This window comes from Streptomyces sp. NPDC047453 (genome assembly GCF_040643155.1).
Taxonomy (GTDB): domain Bacteria; phylum Actinomycetota; class Actinomycetes; order Streptomycetales; family Streptomycetaceae; genus Streptomyces.
This window is the reverse complement of the sequence record NZ_JBEYTS010000016.1, coordinates 122696-143186: the sequence shown is the minus strand read 5'-3', so window position 1 is coordinate 143186 and position 20491 is coordinate 122696. Positions and strand designations below refer to the sequence as shown.

The 20491-nt window shown below is 70.3% G+C and carries 24 protein-coding genes, 1 tRNA gene and 1 riboswitch; of the genes, 6 read left to right on the top strand and 19 right to left on the bottom strand.

Annotated elements, in window-relative coordinates:
- Positions 1-83 precede the first annotated feature (83 nt).
- The gene (locus ABZ818_RS17425) at positions 84-1415 is read left to right on the top strand and encodes an SGNH/GDSL hydrolase family protein (protein WP_361415117.1); all 1332 of its coding nucleotides are present in this window, start codon (positions 84-86) and stop codon (positions 1413-1415) included.
- Between the two features lie 27 nt (positions 1416-1442).
- Here ABZ818_RS17425 and ABZ818_RS17420 read toward each other — a convergent pair whose 3' ends face one another.
- Genes ABZ818_RS17420 through ABZ818_RS17405 form a run of 4 tightly spaced genes read right to left on the bottom strand, consistent with a single transcriptional unit; the run spans position 1443 to position 4850 of the window.
- Positions 1443-2132: a DUF1707 domain-containing protein gene (locus tag ABZ818_RS17420; RefSeq protein ID WP_361415115.1), complete on the bottom strand. Its 690-nt coding sequence runs from the start codon at positions 2130-2132 to the stop codon at positions 1443-1445.
- 9 nt (positions 2133-2141) lie between these two features.
- Positions 2142-3164, bottom strand: a complete 1023-nt coding sequence (locus ABZ818_RS17415; protein WP_361415113.1) for an ATP-binding cassette domain-containing protein — start codon at positions 3162-3164, stop codon at positions 2142-2144.
- Between the two features lie 53 nt (positions 3165-3217).
- Entirely contained in the window at positions 3218-4057 is an 840-nt protein-coding gene (locus ABZ818_RS17410) for an ABC transporter permease (RefSeq protein WP_361415111.1), read from the bottom strand.
- Complete coding sequence (locus tag ABZ818_RS17405) at positions 4050-4850, bottom strand: ABC-2 family transporter protein (protein ID WP_361415109.1); 801 nt, start codon at positions 4848-4850, stop codon at positions 4050-4052. The genes ABZ818_RS17410 and ABZ818_RS17405 overlap by 8 nt, the downstream gene beginning before the upstream one ends.
- Positions 4851-5077: 227 nt before the next feature.
- Between ABZ818_RS17405 and ABZ818_RS17400 the strand changes: the two genes are divergently transcribed.
- Positions 5078-7534, top strand: a complete 2457-nt coding sequence (locus tag ABZ818_RS17400) for a transglycosylase domain-containing protein (RefSeq protein ID WP_361415107.1) — start codon at positions 5078-5080, stop codon at positions 7532-7534.
- Here the strand turns inward: ABZ818_RS17400 and ABZ818_RS17395 are convergent.
- The 3 genes from ABZ818_RS17395 to ABZ818_RS17385 all read right to left on the bottom strand — a co-directional run bounded on the left by ABZ818_RS17395 (position 7518) and on the right by ABZ818_RS17385 (position 8788).
- A complete protein-coding gene (locus ABZ818_RS17395; RefSeq protein WP_361415105.1) occupies positions 7518-7838 on the bottom strand; it encodes a multidrug efflux SMR transporter in 321 nt (106 codons plus the stop codon). The two genes, ABZ818_RS17400 and ABZ818_RS17395, sit on opposite strands and share 17 nt — an antisense overlap.
- Before the next feature lie 38 nt (positions 7839-7876).
- Positions 7877-7952: riboswitch (guanidine-III (ykkC-III) riboswitch) on the bottom strand.
- Positions 7953-8047: 95 nt separating this feature from the next.
- Positions 8048-8404, bottom strand: coding sequence for a co-chaperone GroES (locus tag ABZ818_RS17390; protein ID WP_361415103.1), 357 nt, complete (start codon positions 8402-8404; stop codon positions 8048-8050).
- 54 nt (positions 8405-8458) lie between these two features.
- Positions 8459-8788 (bottom strand): DUF3618 domain-containing protein, encoded by a 330-nt coding sequence (locus ABZ818_RS17385; RefSeq protein WP_361415101.1) that lies wholly within the window; start codon positions 8786-8788, stop codon positions 8459-8461.
- A gap of 130 nt (positions 8789-8918) precedes the next feature.
- On the opposite strand from ABZ818_RS17385, the gene bcp reads away from it, so the two are divergent.
- Both bcp and ABZ818_RS17375 read left to right on the top strand, forming a co-directional pair.
- Positions 8919-9386: a thioredoxin-dependent thiol peroxidase gene (bcp, locus tag ABZ818_RS17380; protein ID WP_361415099.1), complete on the top strand. Its 468-nt coding sequence runs from the start codon at positions 8919-8921 to the stop codon at positions 9384-9386.
- Between the two features lie 39 nt (positions 9387-9425).
- Positions 9426-9512, top strand: a tRNA-Leu gene (locus ABZ818_RS17375).
- Between the two features lie 13 nt (positions 9513-9525).
- Here the strand turns inward: ABZ818_RS17375 and rdgB are convergent.
- The 3 genes from rdgB to ABZ818_RS17360 all read right to left on the bottom strand — a co-directional run bounded on the left by rdgB (position 9526) and on the right by ABZ818_RS17360 (position 11201).
- On the bottom strand, positions 9526-10128 hold the full coding sequence (gene rdgB, locus ABZ818_RS17370; protein WP_361415097.1) for an RdgB/HAM1 family non-canonical purine NTP pyrophosphatase: 603 nt from the start codon (positions 10126-10128) through the stop codon (positions 9526-9528).
- A 14-nt stretch (positions 10129-10142) separates the two neighbouring features.
- A complete protein-coding gene (gene rph / locus ABZ818_RS17365) occupies positions 10143-10880 on the bottom strand; it encodes a ribonuclease PH (protein WP_361415095.1) in 738 nt (245 codons plus the stop codon).
- 87 nt (positions 10881-10967) lie between these two features.
- A complete protein-coding gene (locus ABZ818_RS17360; protein WP_141360559.1) occupies positions 10968-11201 on the bottom strand; it encodes a PTS glucose/sucrose transporter subunit IIB in 234 nt (77 codons plus the stop codon).
- A gap of 318 nt (positions 11202-11519) precedes the next feature.
- Here ABZ818_RS17360 and ABZ818_RS17355 point away from each other — a divergent pair, with 318 nt between their 5' ends.
- A complete protein-coding gene (locus tag ABZ818_RS17355) occupies positions 11520-12824 on the top strand; it encodes a PTS transporter subunit EIIC (protein WP_361415093.1) in 1305 nt (434 codons plus the stop codon).
- A 100-nt stretch (positions 12825-12924) separates the two neighbouring features.
- Here the strand turns inward: ABZ818_RS17355 and ABZ818_RS17350 are convergent, their stop codons facing one another.
- A complete protein-coding gene (locus ABZ818_RS17350) occupies positions 12925-13677 on the bottom strand; it encodes an MBL fold metallo-hydrolase (protein WP_361415091.1) in 753 nt (250 codons plus the stop codon).
- 217 nt (positions 13678-13894) lie between these two features.
- Here ABZ818_RS17350 and ABZ818_RS17345 point away from each other — a divergent pair, with 217 nt between their 5' ends.
- Complete coding sequence (locus ABZ818_RS17345; RefSeq protein WP_361415147.1) at positions 13895-14344, top strand: type II toxin-antitoxin system PemK/MazF family toxin; 450 nt, start codon at positions 13895-13897, stop codon at positions 14342-14344.
- A gap of 373 nt (positions 14345-14717) precedes the next feature.
- On the opposite strand, the gene ABZ818_RS17340 is transcribed toward ABZ818_RS17345, so the two are convergent.
- The 8 genes from ABZ818_RS17340 to clpS all read right to left on the bottom strand — a co-directional run bounded on the left by ABZ818_RS17340 (position 14718) and on the right by clpS (position 20352).
- Complete coding sequence (locus tag ABZ818_RS17340; RefSeq protein WP_361415089.1) at positions 14718-15215, bottom strand: hypothetical protein; 498 nt, start codon at positions 15213-15215, stop codon at positions 14718-14720.
- 186 nt (positions 15216-15401) lie between these two features.
- Positions 15402-16352, bottom strand: a complete 951-nt coding sequence (locus ABZ818_RS17335) for a cysteine synthase (RefSeq protein WP_361415087.1) — start codon at positions 16350-16352, stop codon at positions 15402-15404.
- A 17-nt stretch (positions 16353-16369) separates the two neighbouring features.
- A complete protein-coding gene (locus tag ABZ818_RS17330) occupies positions 16370-16657 on the bottom strand; it encodes a MoaD/ThiS family protein (protein ID WP_361415085.1) in 288 nt (95 codons plus the stop codon).
- A gap of 141 nt (positions 16658-16798) precedes the next feature.
- Entirely contained in the window at positions 16799-16894 is a 96-nt protein-coding gene (locus ABZ818_RS17325; protein ID WP_348638506.1) for a putative leader peptide, read from the bottom strand.
- Positions 16895-16983: 89 nt separating this feature from the next.
- Positions 16984-17406: a M67 family metallopeptidase gene (locus ABZ818_RS17320; RefSeq protein ID WP_361415083.1), complete on the bottom strand. Its 423-nt coding sequence runs from the start codon at positions 17404-17406 to the stop codon at positions 16984-16986.
- A 139-nt stretch (positions 17407-17545) separates the two neighbouring features.
- Positions 17546-18964: an amino acid permease gene (locus tag ABZ818_RS17315; protein WP_361415081.1), complete on the bottom strand. Its 1419-nt coding sequence runs from the start codon at positions 18962-18964 to the stop codon at positions 17546-17548.
- Between the two features lie 452 nt (positions 18965-19416).
- Complete coding sequence (locus tag ABZ818_RS17310; protein ID WP_361415079.1) at positions 19417-20022, bottom strand: DUF2017 domain-containing protein; 606 nt, start codon at positions 20020-20022, stop codon at positions 19417-19419.
- A 12-nt stretch (positions 20023-20034) separates the two neighbouring features.
- On the bottom strand, positions 20035-20352 hold the full coding sequence (clpS, locus tag ABZ818_RS17305) for an ATP-dependent Clp protease adapter ClpS (RefSeq protein WP_361415077.1): 318 nt from the start codon (positions 20350-20352) through the stop codon (positions 20035-20037).
- Positions 20353-20491: the final 139 nt, after the last annotated feature.

The following is a 20491-nucleotide window of genomic DNA, read 5'->3' as shown; positions in this document are numbered from 1 at the left end:
CCCGGGCTCATGACCCACCATGTGCCCATCGGATCGGAGTGCCGGGGCTCCGGCCGGCGTCGCCCGAGGAGAGCATCACCCCCATGACCAGACGCCACGGTTACGCCCTGCTGACCGCGATCGTCGCACTGATCGTCGTCGTTTCCGCCGCCATCTACGCCGGGATCGCCTCCGGCACCGGCCGCCTGGCCGACGCGCCGGCCACCGGCCGTGCGTCGGGCCATTCCGCCGCCCCGGCCTCCTCCGGCACCTGGGTCGCCACCTGGGCCACCTCTCCGGCCGCCGCCGAACCCGGCACGGCGCTCAACGGCATGGCGGGCCGCTCGGTGCGCAACGTCGTGCACACGAGCGTCGCCGGGACGAGTGCCCGGATCACGCTGTCCAATCTCTACGGTCAGGCGCCGCTGTACGTCACCCACGCCTCGATCGCCGTCGCCGCCGGTGACGCCACCGCGGCCGCCGCCACGCGCACCATGCGACGGCTCACCTTCGCCGGCGCCCCCTCGGTCGTCGTACCGGCCGGCGGGCACGTGATGAGCGACTCCGTGCGCATCGCCGTACCGCGGGGCGGCGACGTCCTGGTCACCACCTACTCCCCCACTCCGTCGGGCCCGGTCACCTACCACCCGTACGCCCGCCAGATCTCCTACGTCGCCCGGGGCGACCGCACCGAGGACGTGACCGGAGCGCCGTACACGGAGCGGACGACGGTCTGGCGCTATCTGACCGCGCTGGACGTGCTGAGCGACGAGGCCGAGGGGACGGTCGTGGTCCTCGGCGACTCGATCACCGACGGCGTCACCTCCACCGTCGGCGCCGACCGCCGCTGGACCGACGTCCTGTCCGGCCGGCTGTGGGCGGCGGTCGAGGAGGACCGGGACGTGCCGCGCTACAGCGTCGTCAACGAGGGCATCAGCGGCAACCAGGTGCTGGCCGACCGGCTCGGGCGGCCCGCGGACAACCCCAGCGGGCTGAGCCGGTTCGAGCGGGACGTGCTGGAGCGGACCGGTGCCAAGGTCGTCGTCATCGAGCTCGGCGTCAACGACATCCTGCGCAATCCGCGGCTCGCCGACCCGCAGCAGATCGCCCGCGGGCTGCGCACGCTGGTGACGCGGGCGCACGCGCGCGGGCTGAAGGTCGTCGGGGCGACGCTGATGCCGTTCGAGGGGCACCGCGGGTACACGCCCGCGCGGGACGCGGTACGGCAGCAGGTCAACGCGGAGATCCGCAGCGGGCGGGTGTTCGACGCGGTGGTCGACTTCGACAGGGCGCTGCGGGACCCCTACGCTCCCCGGCGACTGCGGGGCGGGTACGACTCCGGGGACCATCTGCATCCCAGTGACCTGGGGTACCAGGAGATGGCCGAGGTGTTCGAGCTGAGGCTGCTGAAGAAGGCGGGGCAGGCACAGCTGTAGGCCGCGCCGTGGCAGGGGGTGCCGCGGCTACTCGAGCCTGCGGCGTTCCGCCTTGCGCTCCAGCTTCTCCTGGCGGCGCTGCTCCTTCAGGCGGCGCCGTTCCGCTTCGGTGGGCTTCCGCCTGACCCCCACGCCGCCCCAGAAGGCCAGACCGGTCACGATCACGCGCGGGGCGCCCGGCTCGCTGTGCGCGCCGTCCTCGCGGTGGTCGAAGCCGCCCATGATGCCGATGCCGCGCACCACCACCTCGACGCCGGGCGGCACGATCACGTCCACACCGCCCATGATCGCCACACAGTTGATCACGACCTCGTGGTCGGCGAAGTTGGCGTCGCGCAGGTCGATGCCGCCGCCGCCCCAGAAGGTGAAGCAGTCGAACCGCTTGGGCACGGTCCAGCGCCCCTTGCGCTCGAACCCGCCCATGATGGCGACGGCCCACGACGAGGACCCCTCGCCGCCGACCACCCGCGACGCCCAACTTCCGTCCTGCACAGGCTGCTTGACCATGTTCACCGCCGGGGCGACCACCCCGGGCACGGGCAGGTCCCGGGTGAGCGGCGCGAGTTCGCCGTACGTGCGCGCCTGGTACGCCGCCTCCAGCCGCTCCTCGAACTCGGTCATGTCGAGCCGCCCCTCGGCGAGGGCGTCCCGCAGATGTTCGACGACTCGTTCACGATCGGCGTCGGAAGCGCGAAGCTCCGGCAGGTCCTCCGTCATGGCAGCAGCCTACGAGACCGCTTTCTCGGCGTACATCCTCGCGATGACCGCCTCGATGTCGGGCTCCCGCACCGACAGGTCCACCAGCGGGTACTCCGCCGCGATCCGCGCCACCAGGGGCGCCGCCGACTCGGCCGCCGGGAAGGCCAGCCACTGCCGGGGCCCCTCGACCCGCACCACGCGCGCGGACGGCAGCTCGATCGGTGGCAGCTCGCGCTCCAGGTCGACCACGAGGGTGCGTTCGCTCTCGCCCGCCTCATGCAGGCCGGTGAGGGGGCCGTCGTACATCAGGCGCCCGTGGTCGATGACCATCACCCGCGAGCACAGCTGCTCGATGTCCTGAAGGTCGTGCGTGGTCAGCAGCACCGTCGTACCGCGTTCGGCGTTCAGGTCGCGCAGGAACTCACGGACCCTGGCCTTGCTGATGACGTCCAGGCCGATGGTCGGCTCGTCCAGGTAGAGGACCTCCGGGTCGTGCAGCAGGGCCGCCGCGATGTCGCCGCGCATCCGCTGGCCCAGGGAGAGTTGCCGTACGGGCACGTCCAACAGCTCGCCGAGTTCGAGGAGTTCGACGCAGCGGTCGAGGTTCTCGCGGTAACGGGCGTCGGGAATCCGGTACATGCGGTGCATCAGCCGGTAGGAGTCGATCAGCGGCAGGTCCCACCACAGGGTCGTACGCTGCCCGAACACCACCCCGATGCGCCGGGCGAGCCGGGTCCGCTCGCGGGAGGGGTCGATGCCGGCGACCCGCAGCCGGCCGCCGCTGGGCGTCAGGATGCCGGTGAGCATCTTGATCGTCGTCGACTTGCCCGCGCCGTTCGGGCCGATGTAGCCGACCATCTCCCCGCGCGCCACGCTGAAGGAGATCGAGTCGACCGCCCGCACCTGCCGCCGCTCGCGCCTCAGGAACCCGGTCTTCTTCCGCACGTCGAAGACCTTCTCGACCCGGTCGAGTTCGATGAGACCACCGCCCGCGCCGTCCCCACTGTCCACGCCGTCCCTGCCCTCCACACCGTCCACCGCCGTCGCCATACGCCTGTACGTCCCTTCTCCCCTTCGCCCCTTCAAGTTCCCGTCAGTTCCCGTCAGTTCCCGGTACTCCGATACGACCGCAGCCCCACCCGCCAGGCCGCCCCCGCCAGCGCGCAGCACGCCACCGCGACCAGCGGCGGCGCGAACGCGGTCCACCGGGGCAGGTCGAGCGGATACGGCCGCCCCAGCACGTACAGCGCGGGCAGCCAGTTGACGAAGGCCAGCGGCAGCACGAACGTCACCCCGCGCACCAGCTCCTTGGCGAACACCGTCGGCGGGTACTGGAGCAGCGTGGTGCCGCCGTAGGTGAACGCGTTCTGCACCTCCGAGGCGTCCTGCGCCACGAACTGGAAGGCCGCCCCGGCCACGAACACCGCGCAGAAGATCCCGCAGCCGCTGACCAGCATCACCGGCATCAGCAGCAGCTTCAGCGGCGTCCAGTCGACGTCGAGCCGTGACATCGCCCAGCCCAGCACCAGCGCCCCCTGCGTCACCCGGCCCATCCGGCGCAGCGCGAACCGGTCGGCGGCCACCTGCGCGAGCACCGGCGCCGGCCGGACCAGCAGCGTGTCGAGGGTGCCGTCGCGCACCCGCCGCCCCAGCCGGTCCATGGAGCCGATCACCAGGTCGGCGAGACCGAAAGCGGTGGCGGACAGCCCGTACAGGAAGGCGATCTCGGGCAGCGCGTAGCCGCCGAGCGCGTCGACGCGGGAGAACATCAGCAGGATCGCCACGAAGTCCAGTCCGGTCGCGACGAAGCTCCCGGCCGTGGTCATGACGAAGGAGGCGCGGTAGGCCATCGTGGAGCGGATCCACATCGCGGCGATCAGGCGGTAAGCGCGCAGACCCTCCACCAGCCGGTTGCCGGCCGGGTCCGCGGTGGGCTCAGCCACCCTGCACCACCACCCGCCGCGTCGCCGCCGACTGCACCAGCCGCCCCGCCGCCAGCAGCGCCACCGCCCACGCTCCCTGGAAGACGTAGGTGCCGAGCGGGTCCGCGTGCCCCAGCAGGATGTCGGCGGGGGCCTGGAGCAGCGAGGACCAGGGCAGCACCCGGACCACCTCGCCCAGCGCGCCCGGGAAGACGTTCAGCGGCAGCAGCATCCCCGAGCAGAAGTACCCGGCCAGCCAGGCCATCTGCACCACGCCCGCGCCGTCCAGCAGCCAGAACGCGCTCAGCGCCACCAGGAAGCGGATCCCGAAGCCCACCAGCAGCGCCAGCGGCACCGCCCCGAGGAACGCCGCCCAGGTCAGCGGGTCCGACGGCAGGGCCACCGGGAAGAGCAGCGCCCCGAACACGAAGGGCAGCACCCCGCGGCCCAGCAGCTGGAACATCGCCCGGCCCGCGTCGGCCGACAGCCACCACAGCTGGAGGTCGGCCGGCCGGTAAAGGTCGACGGCGATGTCACCCGTTCGGATGCGTTCCATCAACTCGTCCTCGACGCCGCCCCCGCCGATCGCGAGCGCCGCCAGGAACGCCTGCCCCAGCCACACGTACGTCACGGCCTGCGCCTGGTCGTAACCGCCCAGGTGCGGCCGGACGTCCCACAGGGCGAGGTACGTGTACACCAGGATCAGCCCGAATGCCGTATTGGTGAACACCCCGGCCGCCGTCGCCGCCCGATACGTCGCGTACCGTCTGAATCCCCCCGCCGCGACGGCCGCGTACAACCGTCCTGCGCCCACGTGCACCGCCTCCCAGGCCACGACACCGAAAGCGCGGGAGCTTAATGCGTGCCGGGCGTGACATGCCACGCGTTTTCCGGCCCCGGCAAGTGCCCGGGACCGGGAACGGAACGGTTGCCGCGAGAGTCTTCATCTGGGGGGCGCCGCAGGAGCATGACGGCGTACGGGGACGTACGGCCGTGACACGTACGGGGACGTACGACGGGAAACAGGAGTCCGAGCACGACATGAGTGACGAGCCGCAGCAGCCGAACCAGGGCGTGGCCGACCACCAGCCACCGGCGGCACCCGAGAGCGGGGGCGAAGCGGAGAGCGGGGCAGGGAGCGGGGCGGAGGGCGAGACGGGCGGCGGCGGAAAGGCCGGACGGCCCCGGCGCACCGGCTGGCGCCGCGCCGTACCGACCTGGCGGATGGTGCTCGGCGGCTTCCTCACCGCCATGCTGCTGGTCATCGGGGCGTTCTTCATCGGTTACTCGCTGGTGAAGATCCCGCCTGCCAACGCCATGGCCGTCAAGCAGGCCAACGTCTACCTGTACGCCGACGGCTCCGAGATCGCCCGGGACGGCGAGATCAACCGGGAGAACGTCACGCTCGCCCAGGTCTCCAAGGACGCCCAGCACGCCGTGCTCGCCGCCGAGGACCGCGACTTCTACACCGAGTCCGCCATCGACCCCAAGGCGATGCTGCGCGCCGGCTGGAACACCGCCCTCGGCAAGGGCAAGCAGTCCGGTTCGACGATCACCCAGCAGTACGTGAAGAACTACTACCTGGGCCAGGAGCAGACCGTCACCCGCAAGGTGAAGGAGTTCTTCATCGCGATCAAGCTGGATCGCACCGCGTCCAAGAAGGACATCCTCGAGGGCTACCTCAACACCAGCTACTTCGGCCGCAACGCCTACGGCATCCAGGCCGCCGCCCAGGCGTACTACGGCGTCAAGGCCCAGAACCTCGACCCGGCCCGCGCCGCCTATCTGGCCGCGCTGGTCAACGCGCCCAGCGAGTTCGACGTCGTCGCCCACCCGGAGAACAAGTCCGCCGCCCTGGCCCGCTGGAACTACGTCCTGAACGGCATGGTCAAGAAGGGCTGGCTGAGCGCCTCGCAGCGGGCCGGGACGAAGTTCCCGATGCCGAAGGAGGCCACCGCCCCCACGGGCATGTCCGGGCAGCGCGGCTACATCGTCCGCACGGTGAAGGACTACCTGGCCCAAAACAAGATCCTGGACGAGGACCAGCTCTCCGCGGGCGGCTACCAGATCACCACGACCCTGGAGAAGAACAAGCAGGACGCCCTGGTCAAGGCCGTGGACGACCAGGTGATGAGCAAGCTCGACCGGAAGAACCGGAAGGTCGACACCTACGTCCGGGCCGGCGCCGCCTCCATCGACCCGAAGACCGGCGAGCTCGTCGCCATGTACGGCGGCATCGACTACGTCAAGCAGTACACGAACAACGCCACCCGCCGGGACTTCCAGGTGGGCTCCACCTTCAAGCCGTTCGTGTTCACCTCCGCCGTCCAGAACGGCTCCGCGACCCAGGACGGCCGCCCGATCACCCCGAACACCTACTACGACGGCACCAACAAGCGCCCCGTCCAGGGCTGGAGCGGCTCCTACGCCCCCGAGAACGAGGACCAGCGGTCCTACGGCGACATCACCGTCAGCGAGGCCACGGACAAGTCCGTCAACGCGGTGTACGCGCAGATGGCCGTCGACGTCGGCTCCGACAAGGTCAAGGACACCGCCGTCGCCCTCGGCCTGTCGGCCGACACCCCGTCCCTGACCCCCACCCCGTCCATCGCGCTCGGAGTGGCCACCGCCAGCGTCGTCGACATGGCCGACGCCTACGCCACACTCGCCAACCACGGCAAGCACGCCCCGTACACGATGATCAAGAAGATCACCAAGGACGGCACCGACACCGTCGAGCTGCCCCAGCGCACCGAGACCCAGGCGATCACCCGCGAGGCCGCCGACACCACCACCGCGATACTGCGCAGCGTCGTGCAGAACGGCACCGCCACCGCCGCCCAGGCCGCCGGCCGGCCCGCCGCCGGCAAGACCGGCACCGCCGAGGAGGACACCGCGGCCCTGTTCGCCGGCTACACGCCCGAACTCGCCACCGTCGTCTCGGTCATGGGCCAGGACCCGGTCACCGCCCATCACAAGCCGCTCTACGCCGCCATGGGGCTGGCCCGTGTCAACGGCGGCGGGCCGCCCGCCCAGATCTGGGCGCAGTACACCGGGGCGGCCCTGAAGAACACCCCGGTCACCGACTTCGACCTCCAGCTCCAGCCGGGCGCCGACCAGATCCAGCCGCCGCCCTCGGTGCCCGACGAGAACCCGGGCGACGGCGGTCAGGACGGCGGCGGCACGGCCGACCCCGGCGGCCAGGACCCGGGGCAGGACCAGGGCCAGGACCAGGGGCAGGGCCAGGGCGACGGCGCCACACCCGAAACCGGCGGCGACCCCACCACCGGCGGGACCGACGCCGGCACCCCGCCGGGCGGTCCCACCGACCCGGGCACCGGGGACGTCGGGGGCACCCCGCCGGACGGCGCGGGAGGCGCGCCCGGCGGAGGCGGCCCCAGCACCCCGGGCAGCGCGGGCGGGAACGCCGGGGCCGGTACCCCCGGCGACGGCGGCACGAACACCGGCCTGCAAGGCATGTTCAGTGACCGGACGTGACCTTGAGCCCTACCACGGCCACCAGCAGCAGACACACGAAGAAGATCCGGGCGGCGGTCGCCGGCTCCCCCAGCACCGCCATGCCGATCACCGCCGCACCGGCCGCCCCGATGCCCACCCACACGCCGTAGGCGGTGCCGATGGGCAGGGAGCGGGCGGCGTACGACAGCAGGACCATGCTGGTCACGATCCCGGCGCCGGTGAGCACGCTGGGCAGGGGGCGGGTGAAGCCGTCGGTGAACTTCATTCCGATCGACCAGCCCACCTCCAGCAGACCGGCGAGAATGAGCAGGACCCAGGCCATGACGGGCACCTCCGGGACGACGTAAGGACATGAACGGGGGTGCGTCGTCTTTGCGTTCGTCCCGGTACGGCGCGTCTCGTCGGGTTGGACCCGAGGCTAGCAAAGGAACGACAAAAGGGGCTGGTGACCATGGTCACCAGCCCCTCGGCGGTCGGTCTGCGAAGCCGTCGTACGGCGTCGTGGAGGTCGTCCCAGGACGTCCCGTACCGCTACAGATACAGGCCGGTGGAGTCTTCCGAACCCTCGAACCGGTCCGCGGCCACCGCGTGCAGATCACGCTCGCGCATGAGCACGTACGCGACCCCGCGCACCTCGACCTCGGCACGGTCCTCCGGATCGAACAACACCCGGTCCCCCGGCTCGACGGTCCGCACGTTCTGCCCCACCGCGACGACCTCGGCCCAGGCCAGCCGGCGTCCCACCGCCGCTGTCGCGGGAATCAGGATGCCACCGCCCGAACGCCGCTCGCCCTCGCTCGTGTCCTGCCGGACGAGCACCCGGTCGTGCAGCATCCGGATGGGCAGCTTGTCGTGGTGGCTGCTGTGCTCATGTCTGTTGGCGCTCACGCCTCGAACCTACCTGCCTTCGGCACGTCTGCACGCGGTGGGGCGTCGTGCCGCTCAGCGACGGCGCCGGCGGGCGCCCAGAGCGAGCAGTCCGACCAGGCCGACGGCGACGAGCGCGACCGGTACGACCCGCTCCAGGCGCGGGGCGCCCTCCTCGTCCACGAACTGCGCCCGCACATCGCTCACCACCCGGTTGACCTGCACGTAGGCCCGTCCGAGCGTGTGGTCGACATGGGAGGCGACCTTGGCCTTGGCATCCCCGACGATGGTCTTCGGGTGTACGCGCACCCCGATCTCGTCGAGCGTCTCGGCCAGCACCTCACGGCGGCGTTTGATGTCCGCCTCGATCTCAGCCGGGGTTCTGGTGTCCGCGGTGTCCGCCACCGTGCCGCCTCCGAAGTCAACTGATGCCTGTTCGGGACAGTCTGTCAGTTCCCGCTCCGACCGCACTGTCGGCACCCCCGGTTACCCTCGGAGCGACACGGTATCCGCACGCACGAGGAGACGAGCTTCGATGACCGAGCGACTCCAGCCCGGGGACGTGGCCCCCGCCTTCGCCCTCCCCGACGCCGACGGCAAGGAGGTGTCGCTGGCCGACCACAAGGGCCGGAAGGTCATCGTCTACTTCTACCCGGCCGCCCTCACCCCCGGCTGCACCAAGCAGGCCTGCGACTTCACCGACAACCTGGACCTGCTGGCGGGCGCGGGGTACGACGTGATCGGCATCTCCCCCGACAAGCCGGAGAAGCTGGCGAAGTTCCGCGACAAGGAGTCCCTCAAGGTCACGTTGCTCGGCGACCCGGACAAGAAGGTCCTGGAGTCCTACGGCGCCTTCGGCGAGAAGAAGCTCTACGGCAAGACCGTCGTCGGCGTCATCCGCTCCACGATCGTCGTCGACGAGGAGGGCAAGGTCGAACGAGCCCTCTACAACGTGAAGGCGACGGGCCACGTGGCCAAGATCATCAAGGATTTGGGGATCTGAGGGCGCTGCCCGGCCAGTAGCATGGCCGGGCAGCACCAGGCGGCCGTGGTGGAATTGGCAGTCACGCTGGGTTTAGGTCCCAGTGGGGTAACTCCCGTGAGGGTTCGAGTCCCTCCGGCCGCACCAGCTCCTGCTCGCGCTATCCGAGCAACTCCCGCACCACCGGCACCAGGGCGCGAAACGCCTTGCCGCGGTGGCTGATCGCGTTCTTCTCCTCGGGAGTCAGTTCAGCGCAGGTGCGGGTGTCCCCGTCGGGCTGGAGGATCGGGTCGTAGCCGAAGCCGTTGGTGCCCGCGGGCTCGTGGCGCAGGGTGCCGCGCAGTTGCCCCTCCACCACGCGTTCCGTGCCGTCCGGCAGGGCGAGGGCCGCGGCGCAGGCGAAGTGGGCGGCGCGGTGGTCGTCGGCGATGTCCGAGAGCTGGGCCAGGAGCAGGTCGAGGTTGGCCTTGTCGTCGCCGTGGCGGCCGACCCAGCGGGCCGAGAAGATGCCGGGGGCGCCGCCGAGGACGTCGACGCAGAGGCCGGAGTCGTCCGCGACCGCGGGGAGGCCGGTGGCCTGGGCCAGGGCGTGGGCCTTCAGCAGGGCGTTCTCGGCGAAGGTGACGCCGGTCTCCTTGACGTCGGGGACGTCCGGGTAGGCGTCGGTGCCGACGAGTTCGTGGGGCAGGCCGGCGTCGGCCAGGATCGCCCTGAGCTCGACGATCTTGCCGGAGTTGCGGGTGGCGAGGATCAAGCGGGTCATGCGGGGCTGCTCCTCTACTTCGCCAGGGCCGTCTCGAGTGCCGTGCGCTGGATCGCCGTGAGTTCGGCGCAGCCGGCCACGGCGAGGTCGAGGAGGCTGTTGAGTTCCTCGCGGGCGAAGGGTTCGGCCTCCGCGGTGCCCTGGACCTCGACGAAGCGGCCGTCGCCGGTGCAGACGACGTTCATGTCGGTCTCGGCACGGACGTCCTCCTCGTAGCAGAGGTCGAGCAGCGGCACACCGCCGACGATGCCGACCGAGACGGCGCTGACGGTGCCGGTGAGCGGCTGGCGGCCGGCCTTGATCAGCTTCTTGCCGCGGGCCCAGGTGACGGCGTCGGCCAGGGCCACGTAGGCACCCGTGATGGCCGCGGTCCGGGTGCCGCCGTCGGCCTGGAGGACGTCGCAGTCCAGGACGATGGTGTTCTCGCCGAGTGCCTTGTAGTCGACGACCGAGCGCAGGGAGCGGCCGATGAGGCGGGAGATCTCATGGGTGCGGCCGCCGATCCTGCCCTTGACCGATTCGCGGTCACCGCGGGTGTTGGTGGCGCGGGGCAGCATGGAGTACTCGGCGGTGACCCAGCCCTCGCCGCTGCCCTTGCGCCAGCGCGGGACGCCTTCGGTGACGGAGGCGGTGCAGAAGACCTTGGTGTCGCCGAAGGAGACGAGGACGGAGCCCTCGGCGTGCTTGCTCCACCCGCGTTCGATGGTGACCGGGCGGAGTTGTTCGGGGGTGCGGCCGTCGATACGAGACATGGCGTCGAGCGTAGTCCCCCATGGACAAGGGGCTCCTCCCGCATCGGGAAGAGCCCCTTGAAGGTGAACCGCGGTGGTCCGCCGGGTTCACATCATGTCTTCGATCTCCGCGGCGATCGGGTCGGCGTCGGTGCCGATGACGACCTGGATGGCGGTGCCCATCTTGACGACGCCGTGCGCGCCGGCGGCCTTGAGGGCGGTCTCGTCGACCAGGGAGGCGTCGTGCACTTCGGTGCGGAGCCGGGTGATGCAGCCCTCGATCTCGTCGATGTTCTGGATGCCGCCCAGCCCGGCGACGATCTTCTCAGCCTTGGTGGCCATGTTCCTTCTCCCTGATCCGATCCGCTTTGTCGCAGTAACCCACAGTTGGCCCATCTTTGCGAGCGGCCGTGCCATGGGTGCAGAATGGTGCGCTCACGGCAGCGGAACCGTCCGCCGACTGGTCTACACCAGCGTAGGCACGGGGACCAAACGAGGCTCGATGCCCACCGCTTGCCCTTCATCACCGACTCAGACCCCACATCCACACGGTGCGTAGTGGTTCGGTCGCGGGAATCACGGGTTCCTTACGCCCCCTTCATCGTGTTACAAAAGGTCTACACCACTGAGTGGTGTAGACCACCACCCGATGGAGGATGTATGAGCACCGCCACCGAGACGGCGGCCCCGGCGAAGAAATGGGGATCCGGCCTGTTCCAGGGCCTGCAGAAGGTCGGCCGCAGCCTGCAACTCCCGATCGCCGTACTGCCGGCGGCCGGCATCCTGCTGCGTCTGGGACAGCCGGACGTGTTCGGCGCGGACGGACTCGGCTGGGACCAGGTCGCCAAGGTGTTCGCCGGCGCCGGTGGCGCGCTGCTGGATGCCTCGCTCGGCCTGCCGCTGCTGTTCTGCATCGGCGTCGCCATCGGCTTCGCCAAGAAGGCCGACGGCTCGACCGCGCTCGCCGCGGTGGTCGGGTTCCTCACCTATTACACGGTGATCCACCAGTTCCCGATCGAGGACGGTGTGCCGAAGGGCGCCGAGTTCGTCTCAACCGGTCTCGGCGGCGTGTGGAAGCACGGCTCCGAGGTCACCGCGGCGTCCTACCAGAACCCGGGCGTGCTGGGCGGCATCATCCTCGGTCTGCTCTCCGCCGTGATCTGGCAGCGGTTCCACCGCACCAGGCTCGTCGACTGGCTGGGCTTCTTCAACGGCCGCCGCCTGGTCCCGATCATCATGGCTTTCGTCGGTACCGCGCTGGGCGTTCTGGTCGTGGTGGGCTGGCAGCCCATCGGTGACGTGATCACCGACCTCGGCAAGTGGATCACCGGGTTGGGCGCCGCAGGCGCGGGCCTGTTCGGTCTGGTCAACCGTGCGCTGATCCCGGTCGGCATGCACCAGTTCGTCAACACCGTCTCGTGGTTCCAGATCGGCGACTTCACCAACTCCGCCGGCCAGGTCGTCCACGGCGACCTGAACCGCTTCTTCGCGGGTGACCCGCACGCCGGCCAGTTCATGTCGGGCTTCTTCCCGATCATGATGTTCGGTCTGCCGGCTGCCGCCCTGGCCATCGCGCACTCGGCCCGGCCGGAGCGCCGCAAGGCCGTCCTGGGCATGATGGTGTCGCTCGCACTGACCTCCTTCGTGACCGGTGTGACCGAGCCGATCGAGTTCACGTTCATGTTCATCGCCCCCGTGCTGTACGTGATCCACGCGGTGCTGACCGCCCTGTCCATGGCGATAACCTGGGCGCTCGGCGTGCACGCCGGCTTCACCTTCTCCGCCGGCTTCATCGACTACGCCCTCAACTGGAACCTGGCGACCAAGCCATGGCTGATCATCCCGATCGGCCTGGTGTTCGCGGCGATCTACTACACCGTGTTCCGCTTCGCCATCACCAAGTTCAACCTCCCCACCCCGGGCCGCGAGCCCGAGGAGGAGACCGAGGACCTCACGAAGGCGTAAGCCCGGCCACGACGTGAGAGGGCCCCCGGAGTTCCGTGACTCCGGGGGCCTTTCGTCTCCTGGACGGACCTGCTGTCCTGGACCTGCTGCTGTCCTGGACCTAGATGTCGTACGACGCTCCGGGCGCCGCGAGCTCCACCGGGCCCGCGTAGGCCTCGCGGGCGTCGGCAAGGTTGATCTGCGGGTCGGTCCACGGGGGGATGTGGGTGAGGACCAGGCGGCGGACTCCGGCGCGCGCGGCGGCCTCACCTGCCTCGCGGCCGTTGAGGTGCAGATCGGGGATGTTCTCCTTGCCGTCCGTGAAGGCGGCCTCGCACAGGAAGAGGTCGCTGTCCCGGGCGAGTTCCTCCAGCGCCTCGCTCACTCCGGTGTCCCCGGAGTACGTCAGCGCCCGCCCGCCGTGCTCGACGCGGATGGCGTAGGCCTCCACGGGGTGGGCCATCCGCTCGGTGTGCACGGTGAAGGGGCCGATCTCGAAGGTGCCGGGCTTGACCGTGTGGAAGTCGAAGACCTCGCTCATCGAGGAGGCCGTGGGGGTGTCGGCGTAGGCGGTGGTCAGCCGGTGCTCGGTGCCCTCGGGCCCGTACACCGGGATGGGGTCGCAGCGGCCTCCGTCGTACCGGTAGTAGCGCGCGACGAAGTAGCCGAGCATGTCGATGCAGTGGTCGGCGTGCAGATGACTCAGGAAGATGGCGTCGAGGTCGTAGAGACCGCAGTGGCGCTGCAGCTCGCCCAGGGCGCCGTTGCCCAGGTCGAGAAGCAGCCGGAAGCCGTCGGCCTCGACGAGGTAGCTCGAGCAGGCCGATTCCGCGGACGGGAACGACCCCGAGCAGCCGACGACGGTGAGCTTCATGAAGCAGAAACCTCCGCTGGCGGGAAGACTTCGGAGAGGAAGGTGACGGGGGTCGTGCGGTCCGTCGAGCGTAAGGCGGGATACGTCCGGTCGCTCCTCCGGTAAGGGCTGTTGTGGGCGAACTCACCTGTGGTGTCACCGGTTCGGCTGGACCTGGGGCGCATGGGGAGCGTTGAAGGGCGCGCACCGAGGGTCGCACGCCGGTAACGTCATGGCTGTGGACACGTCCTGGTGGCTGGCGCTCGCGGCGGTGGTGCTGCTCGCGCTCGTCGCCACGCTCGTCGACGGCTGGGGACGGGGCCGCAGGCCCCCGAGGAGGTCGCGTCCCGGCCGCCTGGCCGGCCGCCGTGCCGCGGCGCGTCCGCAGCCCGCGGAGATCTGGTGGGCCAGCGTGCCCCACGGCGACGGGCCGGGGGCGAAGGACCGGCCCTGTCTGGTCCTGGCGGTGCACGGCAAGCGCGCCAAGGTCGCGGAGATCACCAGCAGGTACCACGACGAGCGGTCCGGAGTGATCCCGCTGCCGCCGGGCTCGGTCGGGGACGCGCAGGGCCGGACCAGCTTCCTGGAGACCGACGAGGTCCGGGAGGTACCGGTGTGGGACTTCCGCCGCCGGGTGGGGGTCGTGGACCCGGTCCTCTGGGACCAGGTCCGATACCTGGCGGGCTGAACGGGGCCGGCACGACCCGACCGAACGGAACGGGCACGACCCGGCTGAACGGGACGGGCACCGCCCAGCCGAACTGGACAGGCACGGCCCAGCCGAACGGAGCGAGCGCCGCCCGGCCGAGCGAAACGAACGCGGCCCGACCGAACGGCACGAGCACCGCCCAGCCAAACGGGACAGACGCGGCCCAGCCGAACGGAGCGAGCGCCGCCCGGCCGAGCGAAACGAACGCGGCCCGACCGAACGGCACGAGCACCGCCCAGCCAAACGGGACGGACACGGCCCGACCGAACGGAGCGAGTGCCGCCCGGCTGAACCGAGCGGGTGCGGCCCGGCGCGCTGCGCTGCCGTGTCCGTGTGCCGTGGCCCGTCGGGCTCATGGCCCTGTCACCCGCACGGTGACCGTCCACTGTTGGATGCCCTGGCACGCGATCCGGCCGGGGCCCGTCGCGCACAGCGGGCGGGCCGAGGTCAGCCGGGCCGTTCCGGGCGTGACGGCGTCGAAGGCGGCGACGGCGTCGCCCGGCAGGATCACGATGCCGGCGTTGGCGGCCCGCAGGGCGGTGCCGCTGGACCTGACCGGTGCCCAGGGGCGGTCCTTGGTGCCGTCCAGGGTGAGCCGCACCTGCCCGCCGACGGTCAGGCAGAGGGTGCGCCCGGAGTCGGCGGCGGTGAGTTCGGCGCGGTCCGTGCAGCCGGGGGCGGTCCCAGTGGGAGAGGCGGGCCCGGACGGGGAAGCGGGCGCGGTCGTCGGTCGGGTGGGGGTGCCGTCCTTGCCGGAGCCCGCGCCGTCGTGCTGTGCGCCGCAGCCGACGAGGAGCAGGGTCACCGCCGCGGCGGTGACGGTGGTGCCGTGAAGCGTCGAACGGCGCATGGGGCGGCCGCCTTTCTGCTGTGCGCGGGGTGCCGTGCCCTGTCCTTCTGCCGGTATGACGTTTCTCCAGCACATCAGGATCCAGTCCCCCACGCACGCCAGGGCCCCGGCCGATACGACGGCCGGGGCCCCGCGCATGGAGATCGCGCATGCAGTTGCGGACGGACCGCCGGTGGGCGCCGGGCCCTACGCCCAGAGCTGGCCCTGGAGGGTCCCGATGGCCTCCTCGGTGGTGGCCGCGGTGTAGACGCCGGTGGAGAGGTACTTCCAGCCGCCGTCGGCGACGATGAACACGATGTCGGCGCTCTCGCCCGCCGTCAGCGCCTTCTTCCCGACGCCGATCGCCGCGTGCAGCGCGGCGCCGGTGGAGACGCCCGCGAAGATGCCCTCCTGCTGGAGGAGTTCACGGGTGCGGGTGACCGCGTCGGCCGAGCCGACCGAGTAGCGGGTGGTGAGGACGGAGGCGTCGTAGAGCTCGGGGACGAAGCCCTCGTCGAGGTTGCGCAGGCCGTACACCAGGTCGTCGTAGCGCGGCTCGGCGGCGACGATCTTCACGTCCGGCTTGTGCTCGCGCAGGTAGCGGCCGACGCCCATGAGCGTGCCCGTGGTGCCGAGGCCCGCGACGAAGTGCGTGATCGAGGGCAGGTCGGCGAGGATCTCGGGGCCGGTGGTGGCGTAGTGGGCACCGGCGTTGTCCGGGTTGCCGTACTGGTAGAGCATCACCCAGTCCGGGTGCTCGGCGGCCAGCTCCTTGGCGACGCGCACGGCGGTGTTGGAACCGCCCGCGGCCGGGGAGGGGATGATCTCCGCTCCCCACATGCCGAGCAGGTCCCGGCGCTCCTGCGAGGTGTTCTCGGGCATCACGCACACCATGCGGTAGCCCTTGAGCTTGGCCGCCATGGCCAGCGAGATGCCGGTGTTGCCGGAGGTGGGTTCGAGGATCGTGCAGCCCGGGGTGAGCCGGCCGTCCTTCTCCGCCTGCTCGATCATGTGCAGGGCGGGGCGGTCCTTGATCGAGCCGGTCGGGTTGCGGTCCTCCAGCTTCGCCCAGATGCGGACGTCGGCCGACGGCGACAGCCGCGGCAGGCACACCAGGGGGGTGTTGCCCACCGCGGCCAGCGGGGAGTCGTAACGCATCGCTGATCAGCGACCGATCAGCGCATGCCGCCGGCGACGGCCGGCAGGATCGTCACGTTGTCGCCGTCGGCGAGCTTGGTGGAGATACCGTCCAGGAAGCGCACGTCCTCGTCGTTCAGGTAGACGTTGACGAAGCGGCGCAGTTGCTCGCCGTTCGCCTCGTCGACGATCCGGGCCTGGATGCCGGGGTGCCGGGTCTCGAGGTCGGCGAAGAGCTCGGCGAGGGTCTCCCCGTTGCCGTCCACGGCCTTCTGGCCGTCTGTGTACTGGCGGAGGATGGTGGGGATGCGGACCTCGATGGCCATGGTTGCGGGCTCCTGTCGGTAAGGATGTCGTCGGGATGGATCCCCCGGCTCGGACGCGGCCGGGCGCACCGTAGGGGTGCCCCCAGGTTTTCGGCACTGGGGAGCGCCGCAGCCCTCACGGCCGTGCGGCGGCGCGGAACGTCAACAGATGGCGCTGTTCAGCCTGCACAGGTCGACGTGCAGCCGCGCCACGAGCAGCATGCCCGGCGTCTTGTCGCTCACGTCGTGGAAAACCATGCGGTCATCGTATCGATTCCCGGTCCCGGACCCGGAGTGTGATCTCGCCACGCGGACATTTTCCATCCACGTCACGAGACGTTCCCCGATCAGTACGCCTCCACCACCTTGACCTCCTCCTCCGTGACCTCGCCCTCGACGATGCGGAACGAGCGGAACTGGAACTCGCCGAGCCCGTCGGTGTCGGCGGTGGAGACCAGGACGTAGTGCGCGCCGGGCTCGTTGGCGTAGCCGATGTCGGTGCGGGAGGGATAGGCCTCGGTCGCGGTGTGCGAGTGGTAGACGATCACCGGCTCCTCGTCCCGGTCGTCCATCTCCCGGTAGAGCTTGAGCAGGTCCTGCGAGCCGAACTCGTAGAAGGTGGGCGAGCGGGCCGCGTTCACCATGGGGATGAACCGCTCGGGCCGGCCGGAGCCCGCGGGCCCGGCCACGACGCCGCACGCCTCGTCGGGGTGGTCCTTGCGGGCGTGGGCGACGATCTGGTCGTAGAGGGCCTGGGTAAGGGTCAGCATGGCGGCCAGCATAGACAGGCGGGCCGTTCCGTACCGGAGTTCGGTACGGAACGGCCCACATTGCGGACGTCCTGAGCGGCCGCGGGAGCGGGTTGGGGGCCCGCTCCCGCCGCGACGTCCGGTCCTGGAGCGCCGCGGGTCAGCCGACCTTCTCGAGCTGCGGCTCGTCGCGCTCGGCGACCTGCGGGTTGCGGTTCTTGAGGACCGCCCAGCCGACGGCCAGGGCGGCGGCCCACCCGGCCATCACGTACAGGCAGACGCGGGAGTCGGCGTCGTACGCGATCAGGCCGGTGACGAAGAGCAGGAACGCGATGGCGACGTAGGAGCACTTGGAGCCGCCGGGGGCCGGGAAGGAGGAGGCGCGCAGCCGGCCCGACTCGACGCCCCGGCGGTACAGGACGTGGCTGATCAGGATCATCAGCCAGGTCCAGATGCCGGCCGCGGTGGCGACGGAGGTGACGTAGCCGAAGGCCTTCTCCGGGACGATGTAGTTCAGCACCACGCCGATGCCCATGAAGGCGACGGAGACGGTGATGCCCAGCGCCGGGGTCTTGGAGCTCGACAGGCGGCTGAAGAACCCGGGGGCCTCGCCGTTGTCCGCGAGGGTGCGCAGCATGCGGCCGGTGGAGTACATGCCGGAGTTGCAGGAGGACAGGGCCGCGGTGAGCACCACGAAGTTCACGATGCCCGCGCCGGCCGGGATACCGATGACCGCGAACGCCTTCACGAAGGGGCTGACGCCCGGGGCGAACTCGGTCCACTTCACCACGCACAGGATGACGGTGAGGGCGCCGACGTAGAACAGGGCGATCCGCCAGGGCAGGGTGTTGATCGCCTTGGGGAGGGTCTTCTCCGGGTCCTCGGACTCGCCCGCGGTGACGCCGACCAGTTCGACGGCGAGGTAGGCGAACATCACGCCCTGGAGGGTCATCAGGGAGGAGCCGACGCCCTTGGGGAAGAAGCCGTCGAACTCCCAGAGGTTGCTGACGGTGGCGGTGTCACCGGCGGCGCTGAAGCCGAAGGTGAGGACGCCGAGACCGATCACGATCATGCCGATGAGGGCGGTGACCTTGACCATCGAGAACCAGAACTCGATCTCGCCGAAGACCTTCACGGAGATCAGGTTGGCCACGAACAGGACCACCAGGAACACCAGCGCGGTCACCCACTGCGGGACGGCGGGGAACCAGTAGTGGACGTAGATCGCGGCGGCCGTCAGCTCGGCCATTCCGGTCACCACCCACATCAGCCAGTACGTCCAGCCGGTGAAGAAGCCGAAGAACGGGCCGAGGAACTCGCGGGAGTACTCCGCGAAGGAGCCCGAGACGGGGCGGTAGAGCAGAAGCTCGCCCAGTGCCCGCATGATGAAGAAGATGATCAGGCCCGCGAGGGCGTACATGACGATGAGGCTGGGTCCGGCCTTGGCGATGTTCGCCCCTGCACCCAGGAAGAGGCCGACGCCGATGGCGCCGCCGATGGCGATCATCTGGACCTGGCGGCTGCCGAGCCCTCGCTCGTACCCCTCTTCGGGGGCTTCCGTGACCTGCGGTGAGGTCATGTGGTGTGCGCCTTTCTCCATGCCGACCCCGGGCCCTCGGTCGGCCCCGGATCGGGTTTCGATCCCCCCGGATTGATGGAGTGCGTGCCCGAGTCTCCCCGGATCCGCTGTGCCTGGCCGGCTGTTGCCGGCTCGGTGGCGCACCCGGCCGGACATGGGTGGTGTCCGCCGGGCGGTCGTGAAGATTTATCACGGCCGCAACACTGATCGACGGGGAGCTGTGTGATGCATCCCACGGGAAGAAGCGGACGAAGCGCGCAGAGCGCACCCATACCCGGCCGTCGCAGTGACGCGATCGTTATCCGGATTTGAGCGTCCCCTGAGCGAACGCGAAATCCGGATATACCGGGTGGATCACGGCATGAGCCGGGTGGATCACGGCATGGAACCAGGGCGTGCGAGGCACGGGACCACAGCGTGAGAGGCGCGGGACTACGGCATGAGGGGCGGACCTACGGCATGAGAGTGGAGACAAGGGTCTCCTGGAGCCCGCCCAGCCAGAGGTAGGCCATCACCATCGGCTTGCGCGGATCCTCGTCCGGCAGACGGTAGAAGTCGTCCGTGTCGTCCTCGTCGGTGATCTCCAGCCGGGAGCCGATGGCGAGGCGCAGATCGTTGAGCGCGCCGAGCCACCGCCGGGACTCGGCCGGCGTCAGCTCCAGCACCGCAAGGCCGCCTTCTTCCGCGGTGAGCGCGTTGAGCGCGTTGATCACCGCGAGGGCGTTCTCGCGCTTGCCGGCCCGCAGGTCGTTCTCGGTGTAGCGGCGGAACTCGGCGGAGTGGGCGCGCTGCTCGGCGGCCTCGTGCGGGTTGCCGGGAGTCTGCTCGGGGTCGCTGTAGGCGTCCGGGAAGAGCCGCTTGAGGACGGGGTCGGACGGCGGTTCGCTCGGGCCCTCGGCGAACAGCTCGGCGAGCGGGTCGGCGGGGGTGTCCTCGGCCGGGCCGGGACCGATGAGCTCGAGGAGCTGCACGGCCAGCGAGCGGATGATGGAGATCTCGACGTCGTCGAGGGCGACGGACGCGCCGCCGCCGGGGAGCGGTTCGAAGGTTCCTGGCATGGAGGGAGTTCGCTACTTCCGGTCCTGCTGGAGGGTGGCCCACAGACCATAGCCGTGCATGGCCTGGACGTCGCGTTCCATCTCCTCACGGGTCCCGCTGGAGACGATCGCCCGGCCTTTGTGGTGGACGTCGAGCATGAGCTTGGTGGCCTTGTCCTTGGAGTAGCCGAAGTACGTCTGGAAGACGTACGTCACATAGCTCATGAGATTGACGGGGTCGTTGTGGACGATCGTCACCCAGGGCATGTCGGGTTCGGGTACGGCAAAGACCTCCTCCGCCGACTCGGTCTTCTCGATCTCGATGGGTGCGGCTGCCGTCACACGGCCCATGCTGCCACCCCGAGGGGGTACTCGCATAAACGGAGGGCAAAATCGTCAGTCTGACGAAATGGGAGTACGATTCTTCGCCAGGCATCATCCGGGGGCGGTCCCCGGACCCCCGGCCGGCGCCGGGGGCACCCGCACGACA

What these genes read in the sequence shown, in the direction of transcription:
- ABZ818_RS17425 (WP_361415117.1), top strand. Translation starts at nt 84, where the DNA reads ATGACCAGACGCCACGGTTACGCCCTGCTGACCGCGATCGTCGCACTG.
- ABZ818_RS17420 (WP_361415115.1), bottom strand. Translation starts at nt 2,132, where the DNA reads ATGACGGAGGACCTGCCGGAGCTTCGCGCTTCCGACGCCGATCGTGAA.
- ABZ818_RS17415 (WP_361415113.1), bottom strand. Translation starts at nt 3,164, where the DNA reads ATGGCGACGGCGGTGGACGGTGTGGAGGGCAGGGACGGCGTGGACAGT.
- ABZ818_RS17400 (WP_361415107.1), top strand. Translation starts at nt 5,078, where the DNA reads ATGAGTGACGAGCCGCAGCAGCCGAACCAGGGCGTGGCCGACCACCAG.
- ABZ818_RS17395 (WP_361415105.1), bottom strand. Translation starts at nt 7,838, where the DNA reads ATGGCCTGGGTCCTGCTCATTCTCGCCGGTCTGCTGGAGGTGGGCTGG.
- bcp (WP_361415099.1), top strand. Translation starts at nt 8,919, where the DNA reads ATGACCGAGCGACTCCAGCCCGGGGACGTGGCCCCCGCCTTCGCCCTC.
- rdgB (WP_361415097.1), bottom strand. Translation starts at nt 10,128, where the DNA reads ATGACCCGCTTGATCCTCGCCACCCGCAACTCCGGCAAGATCGTCGAG.
- rph (WP_361415095.1), bottom strand. Translation starts at nt 10,880, where the DNA reads ATGTCTCGTATCGACGGCCGCACCCCCGAACAACTCCGCCCGGTCACC.
- ABZ818_RS17360 (WP_141360559.1), bottom strand. Translation starts at nt 11,201, where the DNA reads ATGGCCACCAAGGCTGAGAAGATCGTCGCCGGGCTGGGCGGCATCCAG.
- ABZ818_RS17355 (WP_361415093.1), top strand. Translation starts at nt 11,520, where the DNA reads ATGAGCACCGCCACCGAGACGGCGGCCCCGGCGAAGAAATGGGGATCC.
- ABZ818_RS17350 (WP_361415091.1), bottom strand. Translation starts at nt 13,677, where the DNA reads ATGAAGCTCACCGTCGTCGGCTGCTCGGGGTCGTTCCCGTCCGCGGAA.
- ABZ818_RS17340 (WP_361415089.1), bottom strand. Translation starts at nt 15,215, where the DNA reads ATGCGCCGTTCGACGCTTCACGGCACCACCGTCACCGCCGCGGCGGTG.
- ABZ818_RS17335 (WP_361415087.1), bottom strand. Translation starts at nt 16,352, where the DNA reads ATGCGTTACGACTCCCCGCTGGCCGCGGTGGGCAACACCCCCCTGGTG.
- ABZ818_RS17330 (WP_361415085.1), bottom strand. Translation starts at nt 16,657, where the DNA reads ATGGCCATCGAGGTCCGCATCCCCACCATCCTCCGCCAGTACACAGAC.
- ABZ818_RS17325 (WP_348638506.1), bottom strand. Translation starts at nt 16,894, where the DNA reads ATGGTTTTCCACGACGTGAGCGACAAGACGCCGGGCATGCTGCTCGTG.
- ABZ818_RS17320 (WP_361415083.1), bottom strand. Translation starts at nt 17,406, where the DNA reads ATGCTGACCCTTACCCAGGCCCTCTACGACCAGATCGTCGCCCACGCC.
- ABZ818_RS17315 (WP_361415081.1), bottom strand. Translation starts at nt 18,964, where the DNA reads ATGACCTCACCGCAGGTCACGGAAGCCCCCGAAGAGGGGTACGAGCGA.
- ABZ818_RS17310 (WP_361415079.1), bottom strand. Translation starts at nt 20,022, where the DNA reads ATGCCAGGAACCTTCGAACCGCTCCCCGGCGGCGGCGCGTCCGTCGCC.
- clpS (WP_361415077.1), bottom strand. Translation starts at nt 20,352, where the DNA reads ATGGGCCGTGTGACGGCAGCCGCACCCATCGAGATCGAGAAGACCGAG.